The following is a 19,979-nucleotide window of genomic DNA, read 5'->3' as shown; positions in this document are numbered from 1 at the left end:
TTTGAGTAAAGGGCCTACAAGTCGAAATGCTTAGCTCTAATTGAAAGCATTAGTTTTATATCAACTAATCATTTTTATTTAACGTTAACTTTAATCTTCACCGGTTCAGACGAAGCTAGTTTTTCAGTTTCAGTATGCAATAAATGCACGGTTAATTGTGTCTTGTCAAAATCCATGGCTTTAGATAGTTTGATTTGATCGGCTACATGACCATACCCAGCTTTTAACTTAACTTTTTTACTAAAGATAGATTGGTTGTTTTTGCTCAGTTCGATTAGTGCATTCACGTTTTCGTCTGATTCGTACAAATAACTAAACTCTAGGCTGTTAAGTACTAGTCTAGTGTTTTTAATAGTGGCCGATTCAACAAAAATATCGTCAGCCTTGCCCACTCTTTCAAGTTGTTGTTTGGCATCTTTGTCTACGTCCACGTAATAATAAGATCGCACCCAGTCGTAATATGAAGTGTTAATTGCATCATCGGCTAATTGTTCTGGGGTCGGCAAGGGGCGTCCCCAATCGTATGTTTCAGTTAAAAGTTGCATGCTCATAGGTCGACTATAAGGTTTTTCTAGTAATGTGGTGTCCACTTGGATACGACCGGCAAAACCGTCATTTAAATAGAAATCGACTTGGTTTTCATTTTTCCACCAAGCTGCATAGGTATTATAGTTTTGCCATACCTCTTCGCCGTCTGGCAGTTTATTATTGAAAGCTTGTGTACCGTCACCTTCAGCTACGTTAGCGCCTTTGGAAAAACGCGAGCGAGAACCTTTTTCGCAGCCGCTGTACCAAACGTGTGTGTTGTATTGCATGCCTTGGCGAAAGTTGGCACCAAAAGCTTTATCTATTACACCACCTACTGCTTCTACTATATCCAGCTCCATTGACCAGCCGTCTCTTTCACAGTCTTGGCCTAAGTGATTTTTACCTTCAAAGGGCACATTGCGATTAGACAGCCAAAAAGTGGTGGACATATTGAGTCGTGATGCCTTGAAGCGGGATTCATAAAAACCGTGATAGGCGGTTTGCCCTATAGATTGCACTGCTCCGCCAGAAATAGTGTATTTTTTATTAGGTTTCTCCATCATTTTATTGGCAATTTGCATATTGCCATTTTTAACTGAAACCGTTGACGGGTCGAACATAGCCGGTGGGCGACCTTTCCAAGTACGATGGTGGTCAAGCCATTTGCGTTTGTCTAGAGTCTTGCCATTAAATTCGTCAGAGTAAGCATTATTAATCACCCAACGTTTACCTAATTCTGGCTCAGGAGGTTTTGCATAAACCAAAGATGAAGAGAATAAAGACAAGGTAAGTAAAAATTTGGTTAACTTCATTATTTTTCTCGTTGGTAGTTTGTATATGAATATATATATTTAAATTTAATTGTACTGCATGTGTGGCTGAATAAAAATAACTATGTTTGTAAGTAAAGGTAAAGAAAAGTAAAGATAGGTAAAGGAACTAGCCGAACAATAAACTTAGTGTTTAAATTATAAGGGTAAGTTAACCGTTCCCATTTAACTTGTTAGGTGGCAGTAGGAATACTCTCTCATACTGCCGCTTTCTTTTTAAGGTAAATTTTTATCTCTTTGAACCTTGTCATAAAAAGGTCTAAAAACTGAAATAAATCGTTCAAAATCCCGTGATAGTTTGTGACAAACAATATGTCTTAGCTGTCGAAATGCCACAAACTTACTTTTCTTACCTCGTTTTAATTTTATTGACTGTTTACCTCGTAAACAAAGTTCGTATTCGTTTGCAGTTGTCTCGGGCAAAACATCCTTCTTTGCGGGGGCATAGTAAGTGGTCTCGTAGGATCGCCAAACACATTCCATTTTTTGCCTATTCAGAGTCTGAATTCTTTAGCTCTGACGGCGCACCCCAAAATATTATCAAACAAAGACAATCAGCTTTACTGAAGTTAAAAACACATGTTCAGCAAACCAGCCCCAAAACCTTGGCTCATAGCGCTGCTTTGGAAGATAGTATTTCAGATGTACGATTTACCAGTCATTATCGCATTCCTTTCCCTTATAGAAATCAACTAAGCCAAGAATTGAAATTAGGCTCTATTGTTGAGCAAACCCAAGGCTCCAAGATAAAAGACTTAGATGGTAACTGGCGTTATGACCTGTCTGGCTCCTATGGTGTAAACGTTTTTGGTTACGATTTTTATAAAGAGTGTATGGCAGCAGGTGCCGAAAAAACCAAAGACTTAGGGCCGGCATTGGGGTCATATCATCCAGTCATAGCCGAAAATGTCGAGATCTTAAAACAAGTATCTGGCTTAGACGAAGTATCATTTCATATGTCTGGTACCGAGGCAGTGATGCAGGCGGTTCGCTTGGCTCGTTACCATACAGGTAAAACCCATTTAGTGCGCTTATGTGGTGCCTATCATGGCTGGTGGGATGGCGTGCAACCCGGCATAGGTAACAGTCGTAAAACTCATGATGTGTATACCTTGTCTGACATGAGCGATAACACCTTACATATTTTGAATACGCGAAAAGATATAGCCTGTGTTTTGATAAACCCATTACAAGCTTTTCATCCGAATTCAGATTCAGCTTCAGATGTGTCACTTATTGCTAGCGACCGCGCTACCCACTTTGACAAAAAAGCTTATACAGCTTGGTTGCACAAGATTCGAGAGGTGTGTAGTAAACGTAATATCGTGTTGATCTTTGACGAAGTGTTTACCGGTTTTAGATTGAGTTATCGCGGTGCTCAAGGATTCTTTGGCATTCAAGCTGATTTAGTTACTTACGGTAAAACCTTAGGTGGTGGGTTACCGGTTGGGGTTCTCACTGGTACTCATGCATTAATGAAGCGGTTTAAAGATGATAAGCCAGTAGACGTATCCTTCGCACGAGGCACATTTAACTCACATCCCCATGTGTTAGCTGCCATGCATGAATTTTTACAGCGTATTCAAACTCCTGAAATACAGGCCATGTACCTAGCATCTGAGCCGCTTTGGAATGACAGAGTAAGTCAATTTAATCAGCGTTTAAGTGCAGCGGGTGTCCCTATTAAAATTACCAATATGCATTCTATATTATCGGTCATTTATACCCAGCCGAGTCGTTACAACTGGATGTTGCAATTCTATCTACGTCAAGCCGGATTAGAGTTGAGTTGGACCGGAACTGGCCGATTGATTATGAGTTTTAGTTTTACTGAACAAGAATTTTCAGATGTGATTGAGTGTTTTGTAAAAGCAGCCAAAAACATGCAGCAAGATGGTTGGTGGTGGCAAGCTCCAGAGCTCAGCAACAAAGCTATAAAACAGCAATTTATGAGCGATATGTTATGCACAAAGTTTCCTATTTTAGCAAGGCTGCTTCCACAACCATTAAAACAGCTAGCTCCAAAAAGCAAACAAACTGAAGCTTTGGAGCAAGTTAATTCCGCAAATGAACTAAAAAGTTCAACAGACGTTAACCACATTCAAAAGGCTGGATAATTATGTCGCTGACTTTCGAAAGCTCAATCAATAGTGATTTTCGCTATTCACTACAAAATGAATTTAGCCAATATATTCAGCAACAAAGCCAACGTTTTGACCGCAGAAACTGTTTGAAAATAGACTTTCACTGTCATGATCATAACAGTGATATTCCAGATGAATTGTGGGGGCGAATATTGCGCCTTCCTGAAACTTGGTTAAAAACCAAAAAGTTAGTCAAGTTACTAAAAGCGAATGGTAGCGACGTTTATACTGTGACTAATCACAATAACGCCCGTTCATGTTGGGAGCTAAAAGAACAGGGAGTGGACGTATTAGTTGCGGCTGAATTTACCTGTTTTTTTCCTGAATATGACTTGTTTATTCATGTATTAACCTATGGGTTTAGTCAAGAACAAGAACTGGTTCTGAACCAAAAACGGCAAAATATTTATGAATTTTTGCGTTATACCGCGACTCACGATATTCCGGTGATCATGCCTCATCCCTTATATTTTTATACTCGTAACGACAAAATAGATCTAGATTTGTTTGAGAAATTAGCCGTGTTGTTTACGCGCTTTGAAGTGTTAAATGGTCAAAGAGATCTTTGGCAAAGTGTACTCACGCTAAACTGGGCGCAAAGTTTAACGCCGGATAAAGTAAAACGTTATGCCTTAAAACATAACTTAAACCCCGCTGACTTCGGTGTTGATCCAAATAAACCTAAAGTCCTCACAGGTGGCTCTGATGACCATACAGGTATATTTGCTGGACAATGTGGCTCGTATTTGTACATTGAAAACTTACAAGAACGCCTAAAAACAGCTAAACCTTCAGAACTGGCATTAGAAGCAATCAAAGCCGGCAATATTGCGCCATTTGGACAAATAGGAGAGAACCAAAAACTAAACATAGCTTTACTTGATTATTTCTCGCAAGTGGCGACTAAAATCAAAGATCCGGGCTTGTTTCGCATCATGTTACACAGAGGATCGACTTGGGATAAGGTAGGTTGTTTTGTGGTGAGTAACTTGTTGCTTGAAATGCAAAAACATAAAAAAACTATGAAGTTTTTCTCTTTTGTGCACGATGCCCTACAAGGTAAGAAGCCGAACAAATTATTGAAATGGCAAGTTAACAAAGACTATAAATTTTGTATTAGCCAGTTAGAGAAAATTGCTGATAGTAAAAAGTCCTCACCAGAAGCCTTTAGCCATACAGTGAATAGCGCCATTAATGACCTATTTGGTCACCTCAACAAACTTATTGCTAGTCGAGTTGAAAACGCACTTAAAGACAACAAGGGCATTCAATTAGATAGTTTTTCCACCGAAGAGATCACCCGCAAGTTTGAAATCCCCAGTCAATTAACCGCCTTATTCTTTGGTGACGGCAAACGCCAAGACAATATGAGTAATGTGCGAGTTGAAAAGTTGCTAGATAATTTGTCATTTCCACTTTTGATTAGCTTGGTTCTAGCAGGTTCTACTTTGGCTTCAACCCGAGTCTTGTATCAAAACAGAGAGTTATTAAACCAATTTGCAGAGCACCTTGGCAAAAATCAACACTCAAATCGTGCCTTGTATTTAACTGATACCTTGCTAGATAAAAACGGCGTGTCTACTTCACTCTCCGGTAAGTTGAAAGAAATTCAACGAGCGGATTTACCTGTAGATTTTTTAATTTGTGACAGCGAAGCCGAGCCTGCACCGCACTTACATGTAGTGCGTCCAATCAGTGAATTTGACGTACAAAAATATGGGGAACAAAAAATCCGTATCCCAGATTTGATGGAAGTGGCAAGGATATTCTATGAAGGAGGCTACGACAGGATTGTGTGTTCTACCGAAGGCCCTATGGCTGTGGTGTCTTTGTTTATCCAGCAGATGTTTAACGTGCCAAGTTATTTTTTCATGCACACAGATTGGATTGATTTTATTAAACATACCACAGATTTAAATCAACACGAGCGTGATCGCATACGCCGTTGGATGCGCGCTTTGTACAATCGTTATGACGGTGTGTTTGTACTTAATTCAGAACATAAAGACTGGTTAACTGGCCATGAAATGGAGTTAAACCCTGAGCAAGTATATTTAACAGCTCATCACACTCAACCAAGGGATTTAGGCAGCCACAAGATACCTAAAGCCAGTATTATTTCAGGGGCCAAAGACGACACCCCAGTGCTATTTATTGCTTGTCGTATAAGTAAAGAAAAAGGCATTTTGGATCTGCCTGAAATTGTCAATCAAGCTAGGCTAAAGCTTCCTGATTTAAAGATAGTCGTGGCGGGCTCAGGCCCTGCGACCGAAGAGTTAAAACAAGCTCTGCCAGATACAATATTTTTAGGTTGGCAAACCAAAAAACAATTAGCTTCCTTATATTTAAGCTTAGATTTATTTATTTTCCCTTCTCGTTTCGACACATTTGGTAACGTGATTTTAGAAGCTTTTGTGCATGGTATGCCGACGATTGCTTATAACTGTAAGGGTCCAAAAGATATAATCCAAGATAACAAAAATGGCTTTTTAGTGGAAGATACGGATGAAATGGCTCAAAACATAGTCGCGTTTTTCAACAATAAATCAACTCGCGATAATATGCGCCAAAACGCTATGCTTCGAGCGGCTGAATATCAAGCTGAACCCATAATGCAGCAATTTTTAAGCGATATGGGATTGGTGTTACCAGACTTTTATAACAGCGAATATAACAGCCAATACAACTTTCAAAGAACGGTTGCTTAAGTTGGAAACGTCAATTCAACAACTTACCAAACGAGAGCAAATTAACTTTCTTTTGACCAATAGAATTCCAAGACGTTGGTTAACTTTTTTTGTTGGCTGGATAAGTCAAATTCAAAGCCCATTGTTAACCAAAGTGTTAATTTGGATTTGGCAGTTATTTGCCGACGATTTGCGTTTACAAGATGCGAAAAAGCGAAAGTTTTCCAGTTTAGGTGAGTGTTTCACTCGAGAATTAAAAGACGGTTTACGGCCTGTTGTGCAACACCCTGATACAGTCACTAGCCCCTGTGATGCCATAGTGGGTGCTTGTGGAAAAATTCAAGGTACCCAAGTTTTTCAAGCTAAGGGTTTTCCTTACGACATAAGTGAGCTCATTCCTGATTTTCATCTAAGCCATAAATATCGAGACGGTGTTTTTATTACTTTACGTCTCAAATCAAGCATGTATCACAGATTTCACGCCCCGGTAGATTGCAGTGTCAGCAAGGTGAATTATATTTCCGGCGATACATGGAATGTTAACCCGGTTGCTCTGAAGCGAGTAGAAAAGCTGTTCTGTAAAAACGAAAGAGCTGTGATTGAGCTAAACAATGATCATCCTACTAGCAGTATCACTCTTGTGCCTGTTGCGGCTATTTTAGTTGCCAGTATGAAGTTTAATTTTTTGGCTGACACTTTAGATTTGAAGTACCAAGGGCCAAATGAAATTGAGTGTGACGCCCAGTTTAAAAAAGGGGATGAAATGGGCTATTTCCAACATGGTTCAACCATTATTTTATTTGCCACTAATAACTACAGCTTTTTCGAGGGCATCGAAACGGGGAGCCCAATCAAGATGGGACAACCTTTGTTAAGCGGTCATTTAACTCGTTTTAGAAAACACTAAATTAAGCCAAAACTTTAATTTACTAACTTTTAACTTACAACCAAACAGGCAAACCTATGACATTTTTACAAGAGCTACAGCAACAACGTTGGGATGACCACCGTTATTATCACCATAATAGAATTAACCAGTTTTTACATTTACTAAGTGCTATGTGTTTTTTAGCCAGTTATATATTGGTCTTTTATTATCCTGCCATAGCGGCTTTAGTGGGCTGGTTGTTAGCCATGAGTTTACGCCAAACCGGACATTTCTTTTTTGAGCCACTAGATTACGACAAGGTTAATAAAGCCACGCACGAATATAAAGAAAAAGTAAAAGTAGGGTACAACTTAAGACGTAAAGTGGTTTTATTATCTATTTGGGCCGTAGTACCCATTATTATGTTAATCGAGCCAAGCTTTTTTGGGGCATTTGTTCCCGCTGCTAACTTGTACGAATTTATCAACAATATGGCCATAGTTTGGTTATTTGTTGGTTTAGGGGCCATAGCTTTTAGAACAGTTCATTTGTTTATATTAATGGGTGTACAGTCTGGTTTAGTGTGGGCTTGTAAGATTATCACCGACCCCTATCACGATATTAAGATTTACTATAAGTCGATTTATTACATCATGAAAGGCGAAATGTACGACAATATGGAAGACTGGTACGAAGAAGCCTCATTCGAGAATAAAGCGCTGTAATTGGTATAAGTTTACGCCAAGACGTTTTCGTTTTGGCTGCTTGATATGTTGGTATATTTTAGGCAAAAAAAAGCCCAGATAACGCTGGGCTTAAACACATACTAGGAAACACACATAAAAATTTAACACACAATATTAGGACTGGCTGTTTTCCAAATAGTTCAGTAAATCATATAAAAAAATAAAATTAATATATCTAAACGAAATTCAACTTATCTACACTTTAAATTGGTTTACACCTTGGCTGATACTGCTAGCTATGGTTGTGAGCTCATTTGCTGCCGCTTTAGTATGATCCGCTTCTACCTTAGTTGATTGTGTTTGAGCGTTAAGATCTTGCAGGTTGTTATTAATACCATCAGATACCACTGACTGTTGTTCGGTAGCCGCTGCAGTTTGGATTGACATAGCGCTAATTGTATTCACTATGCTTTGACACTCAGTTAGTAGGGTTTGGGTTTCTCTAGATAATTCTACTGAACTGGAAGCTTTGTTAAATCCATCTTCAATGAGTGACACTACTTCGCTTACGCCGCTCTGTAGGCTTTGTATCATATTTTGAATGTTTTCAGTGGACTCTTGAGTTTTGCTGGCTAGCGCTCTTACTTCATCGGCTACCACAGCAAAACCTCGGCCTTGTTCTCCTGCTCTAGCCGCTTCTATGGCTGCATTTAAGGCCAATAGATTAGTTTGCTCGGCTACACCTCGAATAACATCTAACACATTGGAAATATTATTCGATTCGTCGGCAAGGGCTTTTGCGCTCTTAGAAGCTCCTTCAACACTAGTAAATAAAGAATCTATTTGTCCTACAGATTGGCCAATTACAGCTACGCCTTTTTTGGTTGACTCCATGGCTCTGTTGGTTTCATTTGCGGTATTTTGGGCTATTTCAGATAATTCTTTGGTGGCTAAACTCATTTCGTTGACGGAATGTACAATTGTGTCTGAGGCAATGAGTTGTTGTGCAACTATTTTTGCCGTGTTGTCCGCAGATTTATCTAGTTTGCTACTTGTGCTATCTAGATTTGTGGCATCTTTACCAATGCCGATTATTAGCCCTCTTAACATATCCAAAAAACCATTAAATTCTTTAGCTAGCAGGCCTAATTCATCTCCTTGTTTGATATGAATTTTTTTAGTTAAATCACCACCACCAGACTTAATTTCAGCAATTCTGTTAGTGAGTTCATATATTCGAGCTAACATGGATTTTTGCCCATATATAACAAATCCACAAACTACTATCATAGTAATGGCTACCAATATCCACATGGTTGTTTTAGCACTGAAGTTTTGGTCGCGTATCTGGTCTCTCAATAAATTGGCTTTTTCGAAACTTAATTCACCGGCTTTGTCATATATCTGTCTAAGAGCAGAAAACTTATCATTAGATTCACCATTTAACTGGACTTTGGCTTGTTGACTTTGAGAAGCCCCTTGTAAGCTTATAGACTTTTGAGCACTGCTTAACCAGTCGTTGTACAAGGTATCAAAATTTGCTACTTGTCGAATGACATCTGGATAGTCAGCCATATGTTTTTTAAATTGATTAAATCTATCTTTGGCTTGTTGTGCATTTTCATCAAAATCAGTTTTTAACTGCTCTAACTGACCATTGTCGTCATATACAATGCGTATTTCAGCTACTCTTGCTTGATATAGATCTCTGTCAGCATTTAATACCACGTTGATTGCTTGCATAAAGTCTTTAGGAAATGTGTCTGCTCTTTTTTCCATAGATGAATTTAATATGGCATTTGCGATGACTATGATAACTAAGGCAAGAGCTAAGACCATAGTCGGGATAGAATATTTTATAGCTATACTTAAATCTTTCATATAAATTCACTGCTCATGTTATAGAGAGAATAGTTCTCATTAATTTAAAATTTATCGACTGTGCTATTCAAAAATTTAGCTTATATAAATTTAAACGCCAGTTAACTTGGGTTAATGAGATTTATCATTCTCTTTATTTTTCGAACGAGTAACTATTATTCGCTCGAGCAACTCCTATTTTTACTAGTAACCTGATAAATAAATTAAGCAGAATATAAATGAACGAACAACAAAAAATACAAGCAGAAGCCGCCGCTTTTAGAACATTAGTCAAACATCTTGATGACAACAAAGATGTTCAGAATATTGATCTGATGATTTTGGCAGATTTTTGTCGTAACTGTTTGTCAAAATGGTACATGGCTGGTGTGAAAGAGCAGGGTTTGGAAATGGATTATGATCAAGCCAGACAAGCCATTTATGGTATGTCTATGCAAGAGTGGAAAGAAAAACATCAATTACCTGCTACTCCAGAGCAATTAGCTGCCTTTGACGCCAGACAAGCTAATAAAGGGTGTTCTTAATTATTTGAATTTTATCAGAAATATTTTGAAACATTTAAGTTAAGTAATTGTAAATACACAATCTTGTTGTTGATTGCTACTTTAGTCGTATGAGTATAAGGTGGAAAATATTCCATCTTATCTAGACTATTATTTTTACATGTTAGAACTTCGCAATATTGCTAAGTCTTTTGCCAATGGATCAGAAGTGGTTCATGCCTTAAAAGATATATCATTAACTATTAATAAAAATGAATTTGTTGCCTTTATGGGCAGTTCAGGATCTGGTAAGTCGACCTTAATGAATATCTTGGGCTGTTTAGATACCCCTAATTCAGGTCAATATGTATTAAATAGCCAAGATGTGGCCACTATGGATGACGATACTTTGTCGGCCATTCGAAATAAGCACATAGGTTTTATTTTTCAAACCTTCCATTTGTTACCTAAATTAACTGCAGTTGAAAACGTAAAGTTGCCCCTGAGGTACGCCGAAGATGTATCCGAAGAAGAAGCGGATAAGCGGGCAAATGATTTATTGGACAAGGTTGGCCTTGGACATAGAAAAGAGCATAAACCCTTCGAAATGTCCGGTGGTCAAAGGCAAAGGGTTGCTATAGCCCGAGCGTTAATAAATAAGCCTACTGTGGTACTAGCTGATGAGCCTACGGGTAACTTAGACAGTAAAACCTCTCTTGAGATCATGGCTTTATTAACTGATTTACATAAACAGGGGCAAACCATAGTGATGGTGACCCATGAAGATGATATTGCTACTTATGCACAAAGGGTGGTCACCATGCGAGATGGTGAAGTATTAAATGATCGCCTCAACGATAATTCGTCAAGGGATTAATTTTATGACTATGCAAAAAGTGTTTTTAAGCTGTATCTTGCTTGTTAGCCTATCAGTGAATGCCAAACAAACTCATCTGCTCACCGGCGTAATATCGTCGGCAGAAAATCAACTAGTGACGGCACCAAAGTCTGATAATTGGCAAGTGCAAATCCAGTGGATGGCCGAAGAAGGTAGTATTGTTAACAAAGGCGATCTAGTGGTGGTGTTTGATTCTGGTGGTATTCAAGCAGAGGTTGAACAAAGTCAAGAACAACTAGAAATGGAAAAGCTCGAATTAAAGCAAATTGAAATGCGCTTGCAACAAGCTGTGATAGACGCACAAGGAAGATTAAAACTAGCCGAAATAATGGTAGAAAAAACTAAAATTCAAGCTTCAATCCCAGATGGCGAAATCAGTGCCTATGAAAAAGGTAAACATGTCATTGCCTATGAAAAATCCTTAGTAGAAAAAATTAAAGCTGAAGAAAGTTACAAATTGAGCTTAGAAGAGCAAAAAGTTGGGATTCAAAAGCAAAAAATTCAAATTATCAAATTAAAAGAAAACATTGCTTATAAGAGTAATCAGCTGACTAAAATGAGTGTCGTTAGTCAAGTTACCGGCCCAGTATCGCACATGATGCACCCTTATATGCCAGGCGAAAAAGTTGCCACAGGTATGAACGTTCGGGTGAGTACAAAAGTCTTGATGGTACAAGCCCAATCTTCTTATCAAGTTACTACTTGGGTACATGAATTAGATGCTTCGCGCATAAATTTTGATTCAGCAGAGGTGATGCTTACACTAGATGCCTATCCAAATCATGAATATTCAGGAAAAATAATTGATGTTTTGTCCCAAGCGGAACAAAAAACCGAATGGAGCGATAGCGCTTATTATCGAATGGATTTAACCTTTAGTGAAGAAGTGGTAAATGAAATATTTCCAGGTATGAGCGTTAGGATCAAGTTGTCTAGTGACATACCTGAATTAGCGGGAGTAGCCGAATATGACTAATCTTAAATTTGCTGGACTAGTCACCTGTTTAATATTGTCTGCTTGTGGTGAAGAGAGTGTGACACAAAGCAAAGTTCAAACCACTACTTTAAGTGCTCCAGCTGAACTAATCGCTTTAGATAATGCACAAATTGGTCCTCCTTCTGTTGACCGTATGTGGCAGTTTAAAATCCAAAAAATGTCGGCTGAAAATGATTATGTCAAAAAAGGAGATGTGGTTATTCAGTTTGATGGACAGCGATTGAAAAATGATCTTATAGGTCGAAAAAGCCAGTTAAACGCTGAGATTAAAAAAGGTGAAAACAACGATCTCAATGATGAGTCAACTAAACAAGATTTAATATTGGCTTTAGCTGAAGCCGAAATGAATTACGAGAAAGCCAAACGAAAAGTAGAAATTGTGGATGTATCTCGTTCCGAAATAGATAAAAAAATACAGCAGGCTGACTTCCTTTATCAACAAGAAAAGCTAGCTCAAGCTAAACAAAAACTAGAATATCAAAAACAAGCCACCCTAGTGAATCGTCAAGTATCACAAGGCAGAATTAAAAAATTACGTCAAAGAGTACAAAGTATGACTGACGAAATTAAAAAGTTGTCGGTTAAAGCCCCTAAAGACGGTTTGGTGATGTATTTAGAAGATTGGAATGGAGAAAAAGCGGCAGAGGGAGAAACGGTTTATATGGGCAGAATGCTCATCCAACTGCCTTCACTAGACAATGTTGCCTTAAAGGCTGAATTTGCTGAGCCAGACATAGCAAAATTAAGTGTGGGTCAGCAAGTAAAAGTATTATTTGACGCTTATCCAGAAATGTCATACATGGGGAAAATAGCAGAGTTAGGCCAAGCTTTTTATCCTAAATCAGCACAGAATCCCAAAGTGGTATTTGAAGCTGAAATTGAGCTAGGTGAAGCACGCCCTGAGGTGATGCGGCCAGGAATGAAAGCAAAAATTGAAGTGGTGAAATCGTGATAAAATATGTTGCTTTAGCGATAACCTTAACACTAATGGCGTGTTCAGAAGCGCCTAAATCGAGTATACCTACCTTCCAAGTAGAGCAAAAAAAATTCAACATTGAAATCCCCGCCTTTGGTGAATTAGAAGCCGAGCATGCCAAGTTTATCAACGCCCCTGGCAGACGTCCTATGATGATTGAATGGATGGCACAAGAGAATACTCTGGTTAAAAAAGGCGAGGTTGTGGCCCGTTTTGATGCTGAAAAACTGACCTTGGATAGCCGTAAAGAAGAATTAGAAATGATGTTGTTAGATGAAGATATTGTTTCTAAAAAGGCAGAAAAAACCCAGCAACAAAATGCACTCGAATCAGACAAGGTCTTTGTCAGTAAAGAGTATGAGTTTGTAGATGCTTTTGCGATTGATGATTTACGCTTGTATTCCAAGTTAGAAATTATTGAAACCTTATCTAATCGGGATTATCTAGGTGCTAAAGATGAATTTATCGAATGGAAGCAGGACAGTATAGGTGAGCGGATCCAAAGCTCTGTGGATGTATTAGATATTCGCAAAAAAGGCCATGAGGCTAAATTTAAACAGCATCAATCTGCGCTGGCTAAGTTAGAAGTGATCGCCCCTTTTGATGGTATGTTGGTATACCAAAAAAACCATAGGGGAGAAAAACCTAGTGTTGGACAAACCGTCTACCCCGGTAGTGTTATAGCCAAACTACCCAATTTAGAGCAGATGCAGGCCAAAATCTATGTGCTGGATAAAAATGCAATTGACCTAAAACCAGAACAAAAAGTGGAAGTGCGATTGGAGGCATACCCAGATAAATTATTGATGGGCACAGTGAAATCAGTGTCTGGTTTTTCTCGTTCAATTGACCGAGGTAATCCTACTAAATATTTTGATGTTGTAGTGACCTTGCCTAAAGATAAAATGCAGTTAAAGCCAGGTAGCAAGGTACTGGCCAAAATTATTGTGCAAGACGAAGTACAAAAAGTCGTCATTCCATTACAAGCCATCTTCAGCGAAAAAGGTGAAAACTATGTATACCTTAAACAAGGCAGTGGCTTTGTGCGTCAAACCATAAAAACCGAAAATAAAAACCTACACTTTGTAGAAGTCTCTGAAGGTTTATCTTCAGGAGATGTGATTGCTCTTAGTGTACCGGAGCAAGTGTAATGACTAATTTTATTCCACTGGTGTTCGATGCCTTGGCTGAAATGGCCGCTCACAAACTGCGTACCTTATTAACTTTGTTAGGCATGATTTTTGGAGTAGGTGCTGTGATTGCCATGTTAAATATTGGTGAAGGTGCAGAGCAACAAGCTTTAAAAATGATTGATTCTATGGGGCTACGCAACCTAATTGTTGAAGCTAAACCTTTTAGTGGCGATGAGTTGCGAGACATACGTGAAGAATCCTTAGGTTTAACTTTGGCCGATGTCTATGCCGCACAAGCTACCTTGCCTTTTGTTGAAGGTTTTAGCGCTGAAAGGCATGTAAAAACTCAATCTGTGTACAGTGATAACTATTCGGCTGACTTGTCAGTGTTAGGAGTTAGCGCCAGTCACTTTTCTTTGTCTAATATGAAAATAGAGTACGGCAGAGAGCTGACAGACGAGGATGACAAAAATGTAGCCCAAGTGGCTGTATTAGGCTCTGGTGCCGCGCAAAGTTTGTTTCCTGAAGGGCAGGCTGTTGGCCAATTTGTTAAAGTGAATCATCTTTGGGTTGAAGTGGTGGGAGTGCTTAATAATCCTTTTTTAGCTAAAGATGAATTTCAAGGAGTAAAAATTGGTGGGGACGGTGAAAAAGTATTTGTGCCTTTGAGTACTAGCTTGAAAAAGCTCAATGCGCCAAGTTTAGCCAGTGAGTTGGATTTAATTAAACTTAAGATCAAACAAGATGTAGATCCACTTGTTGCCTCTAAAGCTGTGGTCCAATTGTTTAAATTGCGTCATGGTGAAGCCGATGATTACAGTTTAATTGTACCTGCTGCATTACTAGCACAACAAAAACAAACCCAGCAAATATTCAATATTGTTATGGCTTGTGTGGCAGGTATATCTTTGTTGGTGGGAGGGATTGGCATTATGAATATTATGTTGGCCAATGTGTTAGAGCGTACCAAAGAAATTGGATTATTGCGTGCAGTCGGCGCCACTCAGCAAAATATTAAAATGCAGTTTATCGCGGAGAGCTTCACTATCTCGGTATTAGGTGGATTGTTAGGTATCGCATTTGGTTTAATTTTATCTGAAATTATTGGTTTTTATTCAGGCTGGGCTGTGACTTGGTCAATTACTGCTATTGTTCTATCTTTAACTATTTGTATGGCGGTGGGAATTGGCTTTGGCGTGTATCCCGCTATTAAAGCTTCGCAACTCAACCCGATAGATGCGCTACACAGCGATTAATTGTATAAAAAGTTAAACGTCGTATGTTTAAATGGTTATGTTAATTATTTGTAAGTTCGCCGCTTATCCCAGAGTTAGGGGAGCTAGCCAAGTTTAAAGGAAAAGTTTAATGAGTCAGTCTATTGTTATCAATCAAAAAGAGTACCCGATCGATGTGCCAGACGACATGCCCTTGTTATGGTTTTTACGTGATAAATTAGAGTTAACTGGTACTAAATTTGGTTGTGGCATGGGCTTATGTGGCGCGTGCACCATTCATGTTGATGGTCAAGCCACCCGCTCTTGTGTACTACCTGTTTCTTCAGTGGCTGGTAAATCTATCACTACAATTGAAGGATTGTCGGAAGAAGGCAGTCATCCTTTACAACAGGCTTGGTTAGAGCATAAAGTCCCTCAATGTGGCTATTGTCAAGCCGGTCAAATCATGAACGCTGCTAGTTTTTTGGCTACCAATAAATCACCGAGTGGCGACGAAATTGATAATGCTATGCAAGGCAACATTTGTCGTTGTGGAACATATCAAAGGATCAAAGCGGCTATTACAGATGCTGCTGAAGTGATGTACAAGGAGGTGAAATAATGTCTATTTCTAATCCAAGCAGACAAATTAATCAAAGTAGGCCAGTTAATTTAAGTAGAAGAGGGTTTCTTAAATCATCTGGTGTGGCAACTGGCGGGCTAATTTTAGGTGTGACAGTGCCGCAACATCTGATGGCAGAAGTAATTCACGGGGCAGACTCCAATTTTAATCCTAATGCCTTTATTCATATTGCCGAAAATGGCGACACCTTAATATATTGTGGCCGTTGTGAAATGGGACAAGGCATTAGCACCGCATTACCTGCCGCTGTGGCTGATGAATTAGAAGCAGATTGGTCTCGAGTAGAAGTACGTCAAGCAGATGGCAATGAAGATTTATACGGCCCACAAGCAACAGGTGGTTCAGCCAGTATTCGTCGAATGTATATCCCTATGCGTGAGGCTGGAGCAGCTGCAAAATTGATGTTAATTGCAGCGGCAGCTAAAGTATGGAATACCTCAGCTGACAATTGTATTGCAGACAATCACTTTGTGATTAATACAAGCAATCAACAAAAGTTACCTTATGGTGAGTTAGCCAGCATAGCTGCCACTATGGAAGTGCCAGAAAAACCAGCACTAAAAGAAAAGTCTGAATATAAATATATAGGTAAAGATCTCGCTCGTCATAATCTTAACGATATTCTACAAGGTACTTTGACCTATGGTGTCGATACCAAAATGTCAGGTCTTAAATACGCGGCCATTACCCATTGCCCAGTTTTAGGTGGCAAATTAAAAAGTGTCGGCAATAAAGCCGCTGCATTAAAAGTGCAAGGTGTAATTGAAGTTATTGAAATTCCTAGATTTGATGTGCCTTTCGGTTCAATTGGTGGTGTTGCAGTTGTAGCAGACAACACTTGGACCGCCCAGCAGGCGCTTAAATTATTAGAAATTGAGTGGGACTCGGGTAAAAACGGCAGTTACGACACTCAATCCTACAAAGCACAATTAGTGAAAAATGTAGAATCGCCTGCTGAGTTAGGTGAAGAGCGTGGTAACGTGCAACGAGCTTTTGATAGTGCTGAACATATTGTGAAAGCGACTTATACAGGTGGTCATATTTCTCACTCACCTATGGAGCCTAATGCTAGTGTTGTTTGGGTGCAAGATGACAGTTGTGAAGTGTGGGCCGCTACCCAAAGCCCAGCAGATATTCAAAAAGTATTGGCTCAGTATTTAAAGCGCGAAGCTAAAGATATTTTAGTACACGTGACTATGGCGGGAGGGGCATTTGGGCGTAAGTTTAAGTGTGATTACGTGCATGAAGCGGCTGTGATATCTCAAAAAATTAACGCGCCAGTACAACTGACTTGGTCTCGTGAAGAAGATATGCGTACTGGATATTACCATTCAATTAGTGCTCAACATATTCAAGCATCCCTCGATAAAAATGGAAATGTGAGCGCTTGGTTGCACAGAGCGGCCTTCCCACCAATTAGCTCCTTGTTCAATTCTGCAGTAGATAGAGCTGGTAAAGGTGAGTTGAGTGAAATTCTTAATCACCCCTTTGGCATTGAAAACGTACGCAGTGAATCAGGCGAAGCCATAGCTCATACTCGTATTGGTTGGTATCGTGCTGTGTATGCCATATTTTATGGATTTGCTTTTGGTACCTTTGCTGACGAATTAGCTCTTAAAGCCAACAAAGATACGGTTAGCATGTTGAATAATATTTATGACAATAACCAAGATGTTAAAAAAGCAGAACAGGTTAAACGTTCAAAGCGCGCGTTAGCTTTAGCCGCAGAAAAATCAAACTGGGCTGGGCGAGGGGACTTACCTAAGAATCAAGGGTTAGGCCTAGCCGTGCATTATAGTTTCCAGTCTTATGTGGCTATGGCAGTACGTGTTGAAGTGAATGGCGATGATATTAAAGTACTAGAAGTGGATGCCATAGTCGACTGTGGTCAAGTGCTTAATACCGATAGTGCAAAAGCACAAATGGAAGGTGCTGTGGTAATGGGTATGGGACTCGCACTTCGCACCGAAATCGTATTTAGAGAAGGTGCTGTAGTGAATTCAAACTTCCATAATTACCCTGTGATACGTATTGACGAAATGCCCAAAGTTAATGTTCACTTTATCCAAGCTGGAGAAGAACCCACTGGATTAGGTGAACCTGGTCTTGGACCGTTTGCTCCCGCATTAAGTAATGCAATTTTTGCGGCATCGGGTAAACGTTATCGAGATTTACCGTTTAAACCTCAAGCTGTGTAGTTTTTTGTTTTGAGTGATTAGAGCATTCGCTTTGCTCACTCTATTCACTACGTTCACCGCAATCTCGGTAACTGCGTCATGCGTTACTCTATCTTCCGCCATCCATGGCGGTCGCATGCGGGTTTCAAGCCGCGTCCCTGCGGCTCGACAGACTCCTTTGCAACAGCTCACAGAAGTATGCAAGAAACGCCGCGCTCCAATAAAACTCTTAATCCAATTTCATGATGAATTAAGCAGGCCAGCTTGAGACGTTTCCGACGTCGCAAGCCTCAATTGGCTGTCCATGCCAATTGAACCAATTAATTCACCATGAAATTGACGAGCTTTGATTCACGGGGTAAATCAAAAGCATGGCTTCGCCACGGAGAGAAAACTACAAACTAAATGCCCGTCTTAATCACTTCAAAGTCTGCAAAACGTATGGTGTCTTGTTTGTTTTCTAACATCTCTTTGGTTTTTAGTGAGCGGTAGAGACCCCATTTAGGTCGTACAAAATGTTCTTTTTGGCTGCCTCTCCACATATCTATTTTGTCTGATTGGTAGTCAATAATGGTTTGTTTGTCTGACAGCCGATTAATCTTAATACTTAAACTACCATTATCTGCATAGGTTGTTTTCACTTCGGCTTGTAACCACTGGCCAGATATTTCTTTCCATAGGATTTTATCTAAAATAGAAGGTTTTAAAATTGGTGTATGAGAAATTGCAAACTATTTATCGCCACGATATGACCTACCCGAGAAGGTAACAATTGGCATGTTGAGGCCCACATCAACAGGCTTTAGTTGGAAAAAATGACTGAAGTTTTTTGATAGTGACATATTTGGATCTAGCTTAAACTATCCAGCGATAGGTGAGGGTTTCTCCCTCATAACCTTTTAATTGTTCTTTTGATTTATCGTAGGCTTTGATTTCGTTTCTTTGCCTGTCTGAAAACCTGATGTACTTGTCGCGATCTTTGTCAATATCTCGGTGTAATAGAAATACAAAGTGATGTCCCACTTTGTCATCTGTTTCTTCATAAATATGAGGTATGTTTGGGTGATTGTCTGGGTATAGAACCGGTGACTCAATTGACTTTTTACCACCGAATTCTCTTATCAACTGATAGGCACTTAAGCCAAAATTTGGACCGTCTGCTTGTAAACTGGTCAATTGTGGTTTTGACCAAACAGTTGGGCTCATTATCAAGCTAATAAAAAGTATGACTGAAAAAAATAAAGGCACAATTTAACAAACTCAATTGGAATTAAGTGGTTAAAAATGTATCACGGCAGTCCACCGTATCCAAATTAAGCTTTATTTTTTTGACTAAATTTAGCAAATAACTTTGTGACTAAAAGTGTCAAAAGTAAAGGTACTCCAATCAGGATTAATTCTTTAACAAAGGGCAAAATGTACATTAAGTAGGAAGGGAAATTGGGTTTACCTCCGCTATTATTTCCTTGGGTACTGCCCTCGTTTTCTCCATGAGTGTAACCTTGAAGGTTAATTTGCTCGGCCCAACTTGTTTGTTCTAAAGTGATAAATAATAAGCTGATTAATATGGAAACTAGCAAAACCATGAGTAGCCGTGATTTCCAGCGATATTGTAAATATTTCATGACTTTACCCCCTTTGCAGACATACCTTTTGTAAGTTTGACAATCCAGCTCCAATGAAGTGCTAAATGAATACCTATCATGGGCATAATTAAGGTCGCAGAGTCATGATGAATTTTGGACCAAAAATCTTGAATATGCAGCTCTATTCCTAGGGTAGGAAATAAAGCAACTGAGACTAAAAATCCACTGACAAAAACTACTAACATCATC

Annotated in this window: 18 protein-coding genes; 12 read left to right on the top strand and 6 right to left on the bottom strand. The window is 39.2% G+C overall.

Features of this window, described 5'->3' with window-relative positions; all coding sequences use genetic code 11:
- Positions 1-74 precede the first annotated feature (74 nt).
- A complete protein-coding gene (locus L0668_RS15245; protein ID WP_235313573.1) occupies positions 75-1,340 on the bottom strand; it encodes a LamG domain-containing protein in 1,266 nt (421 codons plus the stop codon).
- Between the two features lie 347 nt (positions 1,341-1,687).
- On the opposite strand from L0668_RS15245, the gene L0668_RS15240 reads away from it, so the two are divergent.
- From L0668_RS15240 to L0668_RS15225, 4 genes are read left to right on the top strand one after another with little or no spacing between them, the layout of a single operon-like run.
- Positions 1,688-3,475 (top strand): aminotransferase class III-fold pyridoxal phosphate-dependent enzyme, encoded by a 1,788-nt coding sequence (locus L0668_RS15240; RefSeq protein WP_235313572.1) that lies wholly within the window; start codon positions 1,688-1,690, stop codon positions 3,473-3,475.
- Between the two features lie 2 nt (positions 3,476-3,477).
- Complete coding sequence (locus tag L0668_RS15235; RefSeq protein WP_235313571.1) at positions 3,478-6,210, top strand: glycosyltransferase; 2,733 nt, start codon at positions 3,478-3,480, stop codon at positions 6,208-6,210.
- Position 6,211: 1 nt separating this feature from the next.
- Positions 6,212-7,096, top strand: coding sequence for an archaetidylserine decarboxylase (gene asd, locus L0668_RS15230; RefSeq protein ID WP_235313570.1), 885 nt, complete (start codon positions 6,212-6,214; stop codon positions 7,094-7,096).
- 56 nt (positions 7,097-7,152) lie between these two features.
- Positions 7,153-7,782: a hypothetical protein gene (locus tag L0668_RS15225; RefSeq protein ID WP_235313569.1), complete on the top strand. Its 630-nt coding sequence runs from the start codon at positions 7,153-7,155 to the stop codon at positions 7,780-7,782.
- Positions 7,783-7,998: 216 nt separating this feature from the next.
- Here the strand turns inward: L0668_RS15225 and L0668_RS15220 are convergent, their stop codons facing one another.
- Entirely contained in the window at positions 7,999-9,624 is a 1,626-nt protein-coding gene (locus tag L0668_RS15220; protein ID WP_235313568.1) for a methyl-accepting chemotaxis protein, read from the bottom strand.
- Between the two features lie 218 nt (positions 9,625-9,842).
- Here L0668_RS15220 and L0668_RS15215 point away from each other — a divergent pair, with 218 nt between their 5' ends.
- From L0668_RS15215 to L0668_RS15180, 8 genes are all read left to right on the top strand, one after another.
- Positions 9,843-10,148, top strand: coding sequence for a DUF1244 domain-containing protein (locus tag L0668_RS15215; RefSeq protein WP_235313567.1), 306 nt, complete (start codon positions 9,843-9,845; stop codon positions 10,146-10,148).
- A 139-nt stretch (positions 10,149-10,287) separates the two neighbouring features.
- Positions 10,288-10,983, top strand: a complete 696-nt coding sequence (locus tag L0668_RS15210; protein WP_235313653.1) for an ABC transporter ATP-binding protein — start codon at positions 10,288-10,290, stop codon at positions 10,981-10,983.
- A gap of 4 nt (positions 10,984-10,987) precedes the next feature.
- Entirely contained in the window at positions 10,988-11,980 is a 993-nt protein-coding gene (locus L0668_RS15205; protein WP_235313566.1) for an HlyD family secretion protein, read from the top strand.
- Positions 11,973-12,953, top strand: a complete 981-nt coding sequence (locus L0668_RS15200) for an HlyD family secretion protein (protein WP_235313565.1) — start codon at positions 11,973-11,975, stop codon at positions 12,951-12,953. Before L0668_RS15205 ends, L0668_RS15200 begins: the two co-directional genes overlap by 8 nt.
- Entirely contained in the window at positions 12,950-14,128 is a 1,179-nt protein-coding gene (locus L0668_RS15195) for an efflux RND transporter periplasmic adaptor subunit (RefSeq protein ID WP_235313564.1), read from the top strand. Before L0668_RS15200 ends, L0668_RS15195 begins: the two co-directional genes overlap by 4 nt.
- On the top strand, positions 14,128-15,366 hold the full coding sequence (locus L0668_RS15190) for an ABC transporter permease (protein WP_235313563.1): 1,239 nt from the start codon (positions 14,128-14,130) through the stop codon (positions 15,364-15,366). Before L0668_RS15195 ends, L0668_RS15190 begins: the two co-directional genes overlap by 1 nt.
- 109 nt (positions 15,367-15,475) lie before the next feature.
- Positions 15,476-15,946 carry a (2Fe-2S)-binding protein gene (locus tag L0668_RS15185; protein WP_235313562.1) on the top strand — a complete coding sequence of 157 codons (471 nt, stop codon included), beginning with the start codon at positions 15,476-15,478 and terminating at the stop codon, positions 15,944-15,946.
- On the top strand, positions 15,946-18,165 hold the full coding sequence (locus L0668_RS15180) for a xanthine dehydrogenase family protein molybdopterin-binding subunit (RefSeq protein WP_235313561.1): 2,220 nt from the start codon (positions 15,946-15,948) through the stop codon (positions 18,163-18,165). The genes L0668_RS15185 and L0668_RS15180 overlap by 1 nt, the downstream gene beginning before the upstream one ends.
- A gap of 380 nt (positions 18,166-18,545) precedes the next feature.
- On the opposite strand, the gene L0668_RS15175 is transcribed toward L0668_RS15180, so the two are convergent.
- The 4 genes from L0668_RS15175 to L0668_RS15160 form a co-directional block, all read right to left on the bottom strand.
- A complete protein-coding gene (locus L0668_RS15175; protein WP_235313560.1) occupies positions 18,546-18,785 on the bottom strand; it encodes a hypothetical protein in 240 nt (79 codons plus the stop codon).
- A gap of 214 nt (positions 18,786-18,999) precedes the next feature.
- Positions 19,000-19,350 carry a hypothetical protein gene (locus L0668_RS15170; RefSeq protein WP_235313559.1) on the bottom strand — a complete coding sequence of 117 codons (351 nt, stop codon included), beginning with the start codon at positions 19,348-19,350 and terminating at the stop codon, positions 19,000-19,002.
- Between the two features lie 107 nt (positions 19,351-19,457).
- Positions 19,458-19,769, bottom strand: a complete 312-nt coding sequence (locus L0668_RS15165; protein ID WP_235313558.1) for a hypothetical protein — start codon at positions 19,767-19,769, stop codon at positions 19,458-19,460.
- A complete protein-coding gene (locus tag L0668_RS15160) occupies positions 19,766-19,978 on the bottom strand; it encodes a DUF4405 domain-containing protein (RefSeq protein ID WP_235313557.1) in 213 nt (70 codons plus the stop codon). The genes L0668_RS15165 and L0668_RS15160 overlap by 4 nt, the downstream gene beginning before the upstream one ends.
- Position 19,979: the final 1 nt, after the last annotated feature.

Origin of the sequence: Paraglaciecola algarum (assembly GCF_021532655.1) — a bacterium.
Classification (GTDB): Bacteria; Pseudomonadota; Gammaproteobacteria; order Enterobacterales; family Alteromonadaceae; genus Paraglaciecola; species Paraglaciecola algarum.
Note: the sequence above shows the minus strand (reverse complement) of the source record. Positions and strands in the feature narration are given on the sequence as shown.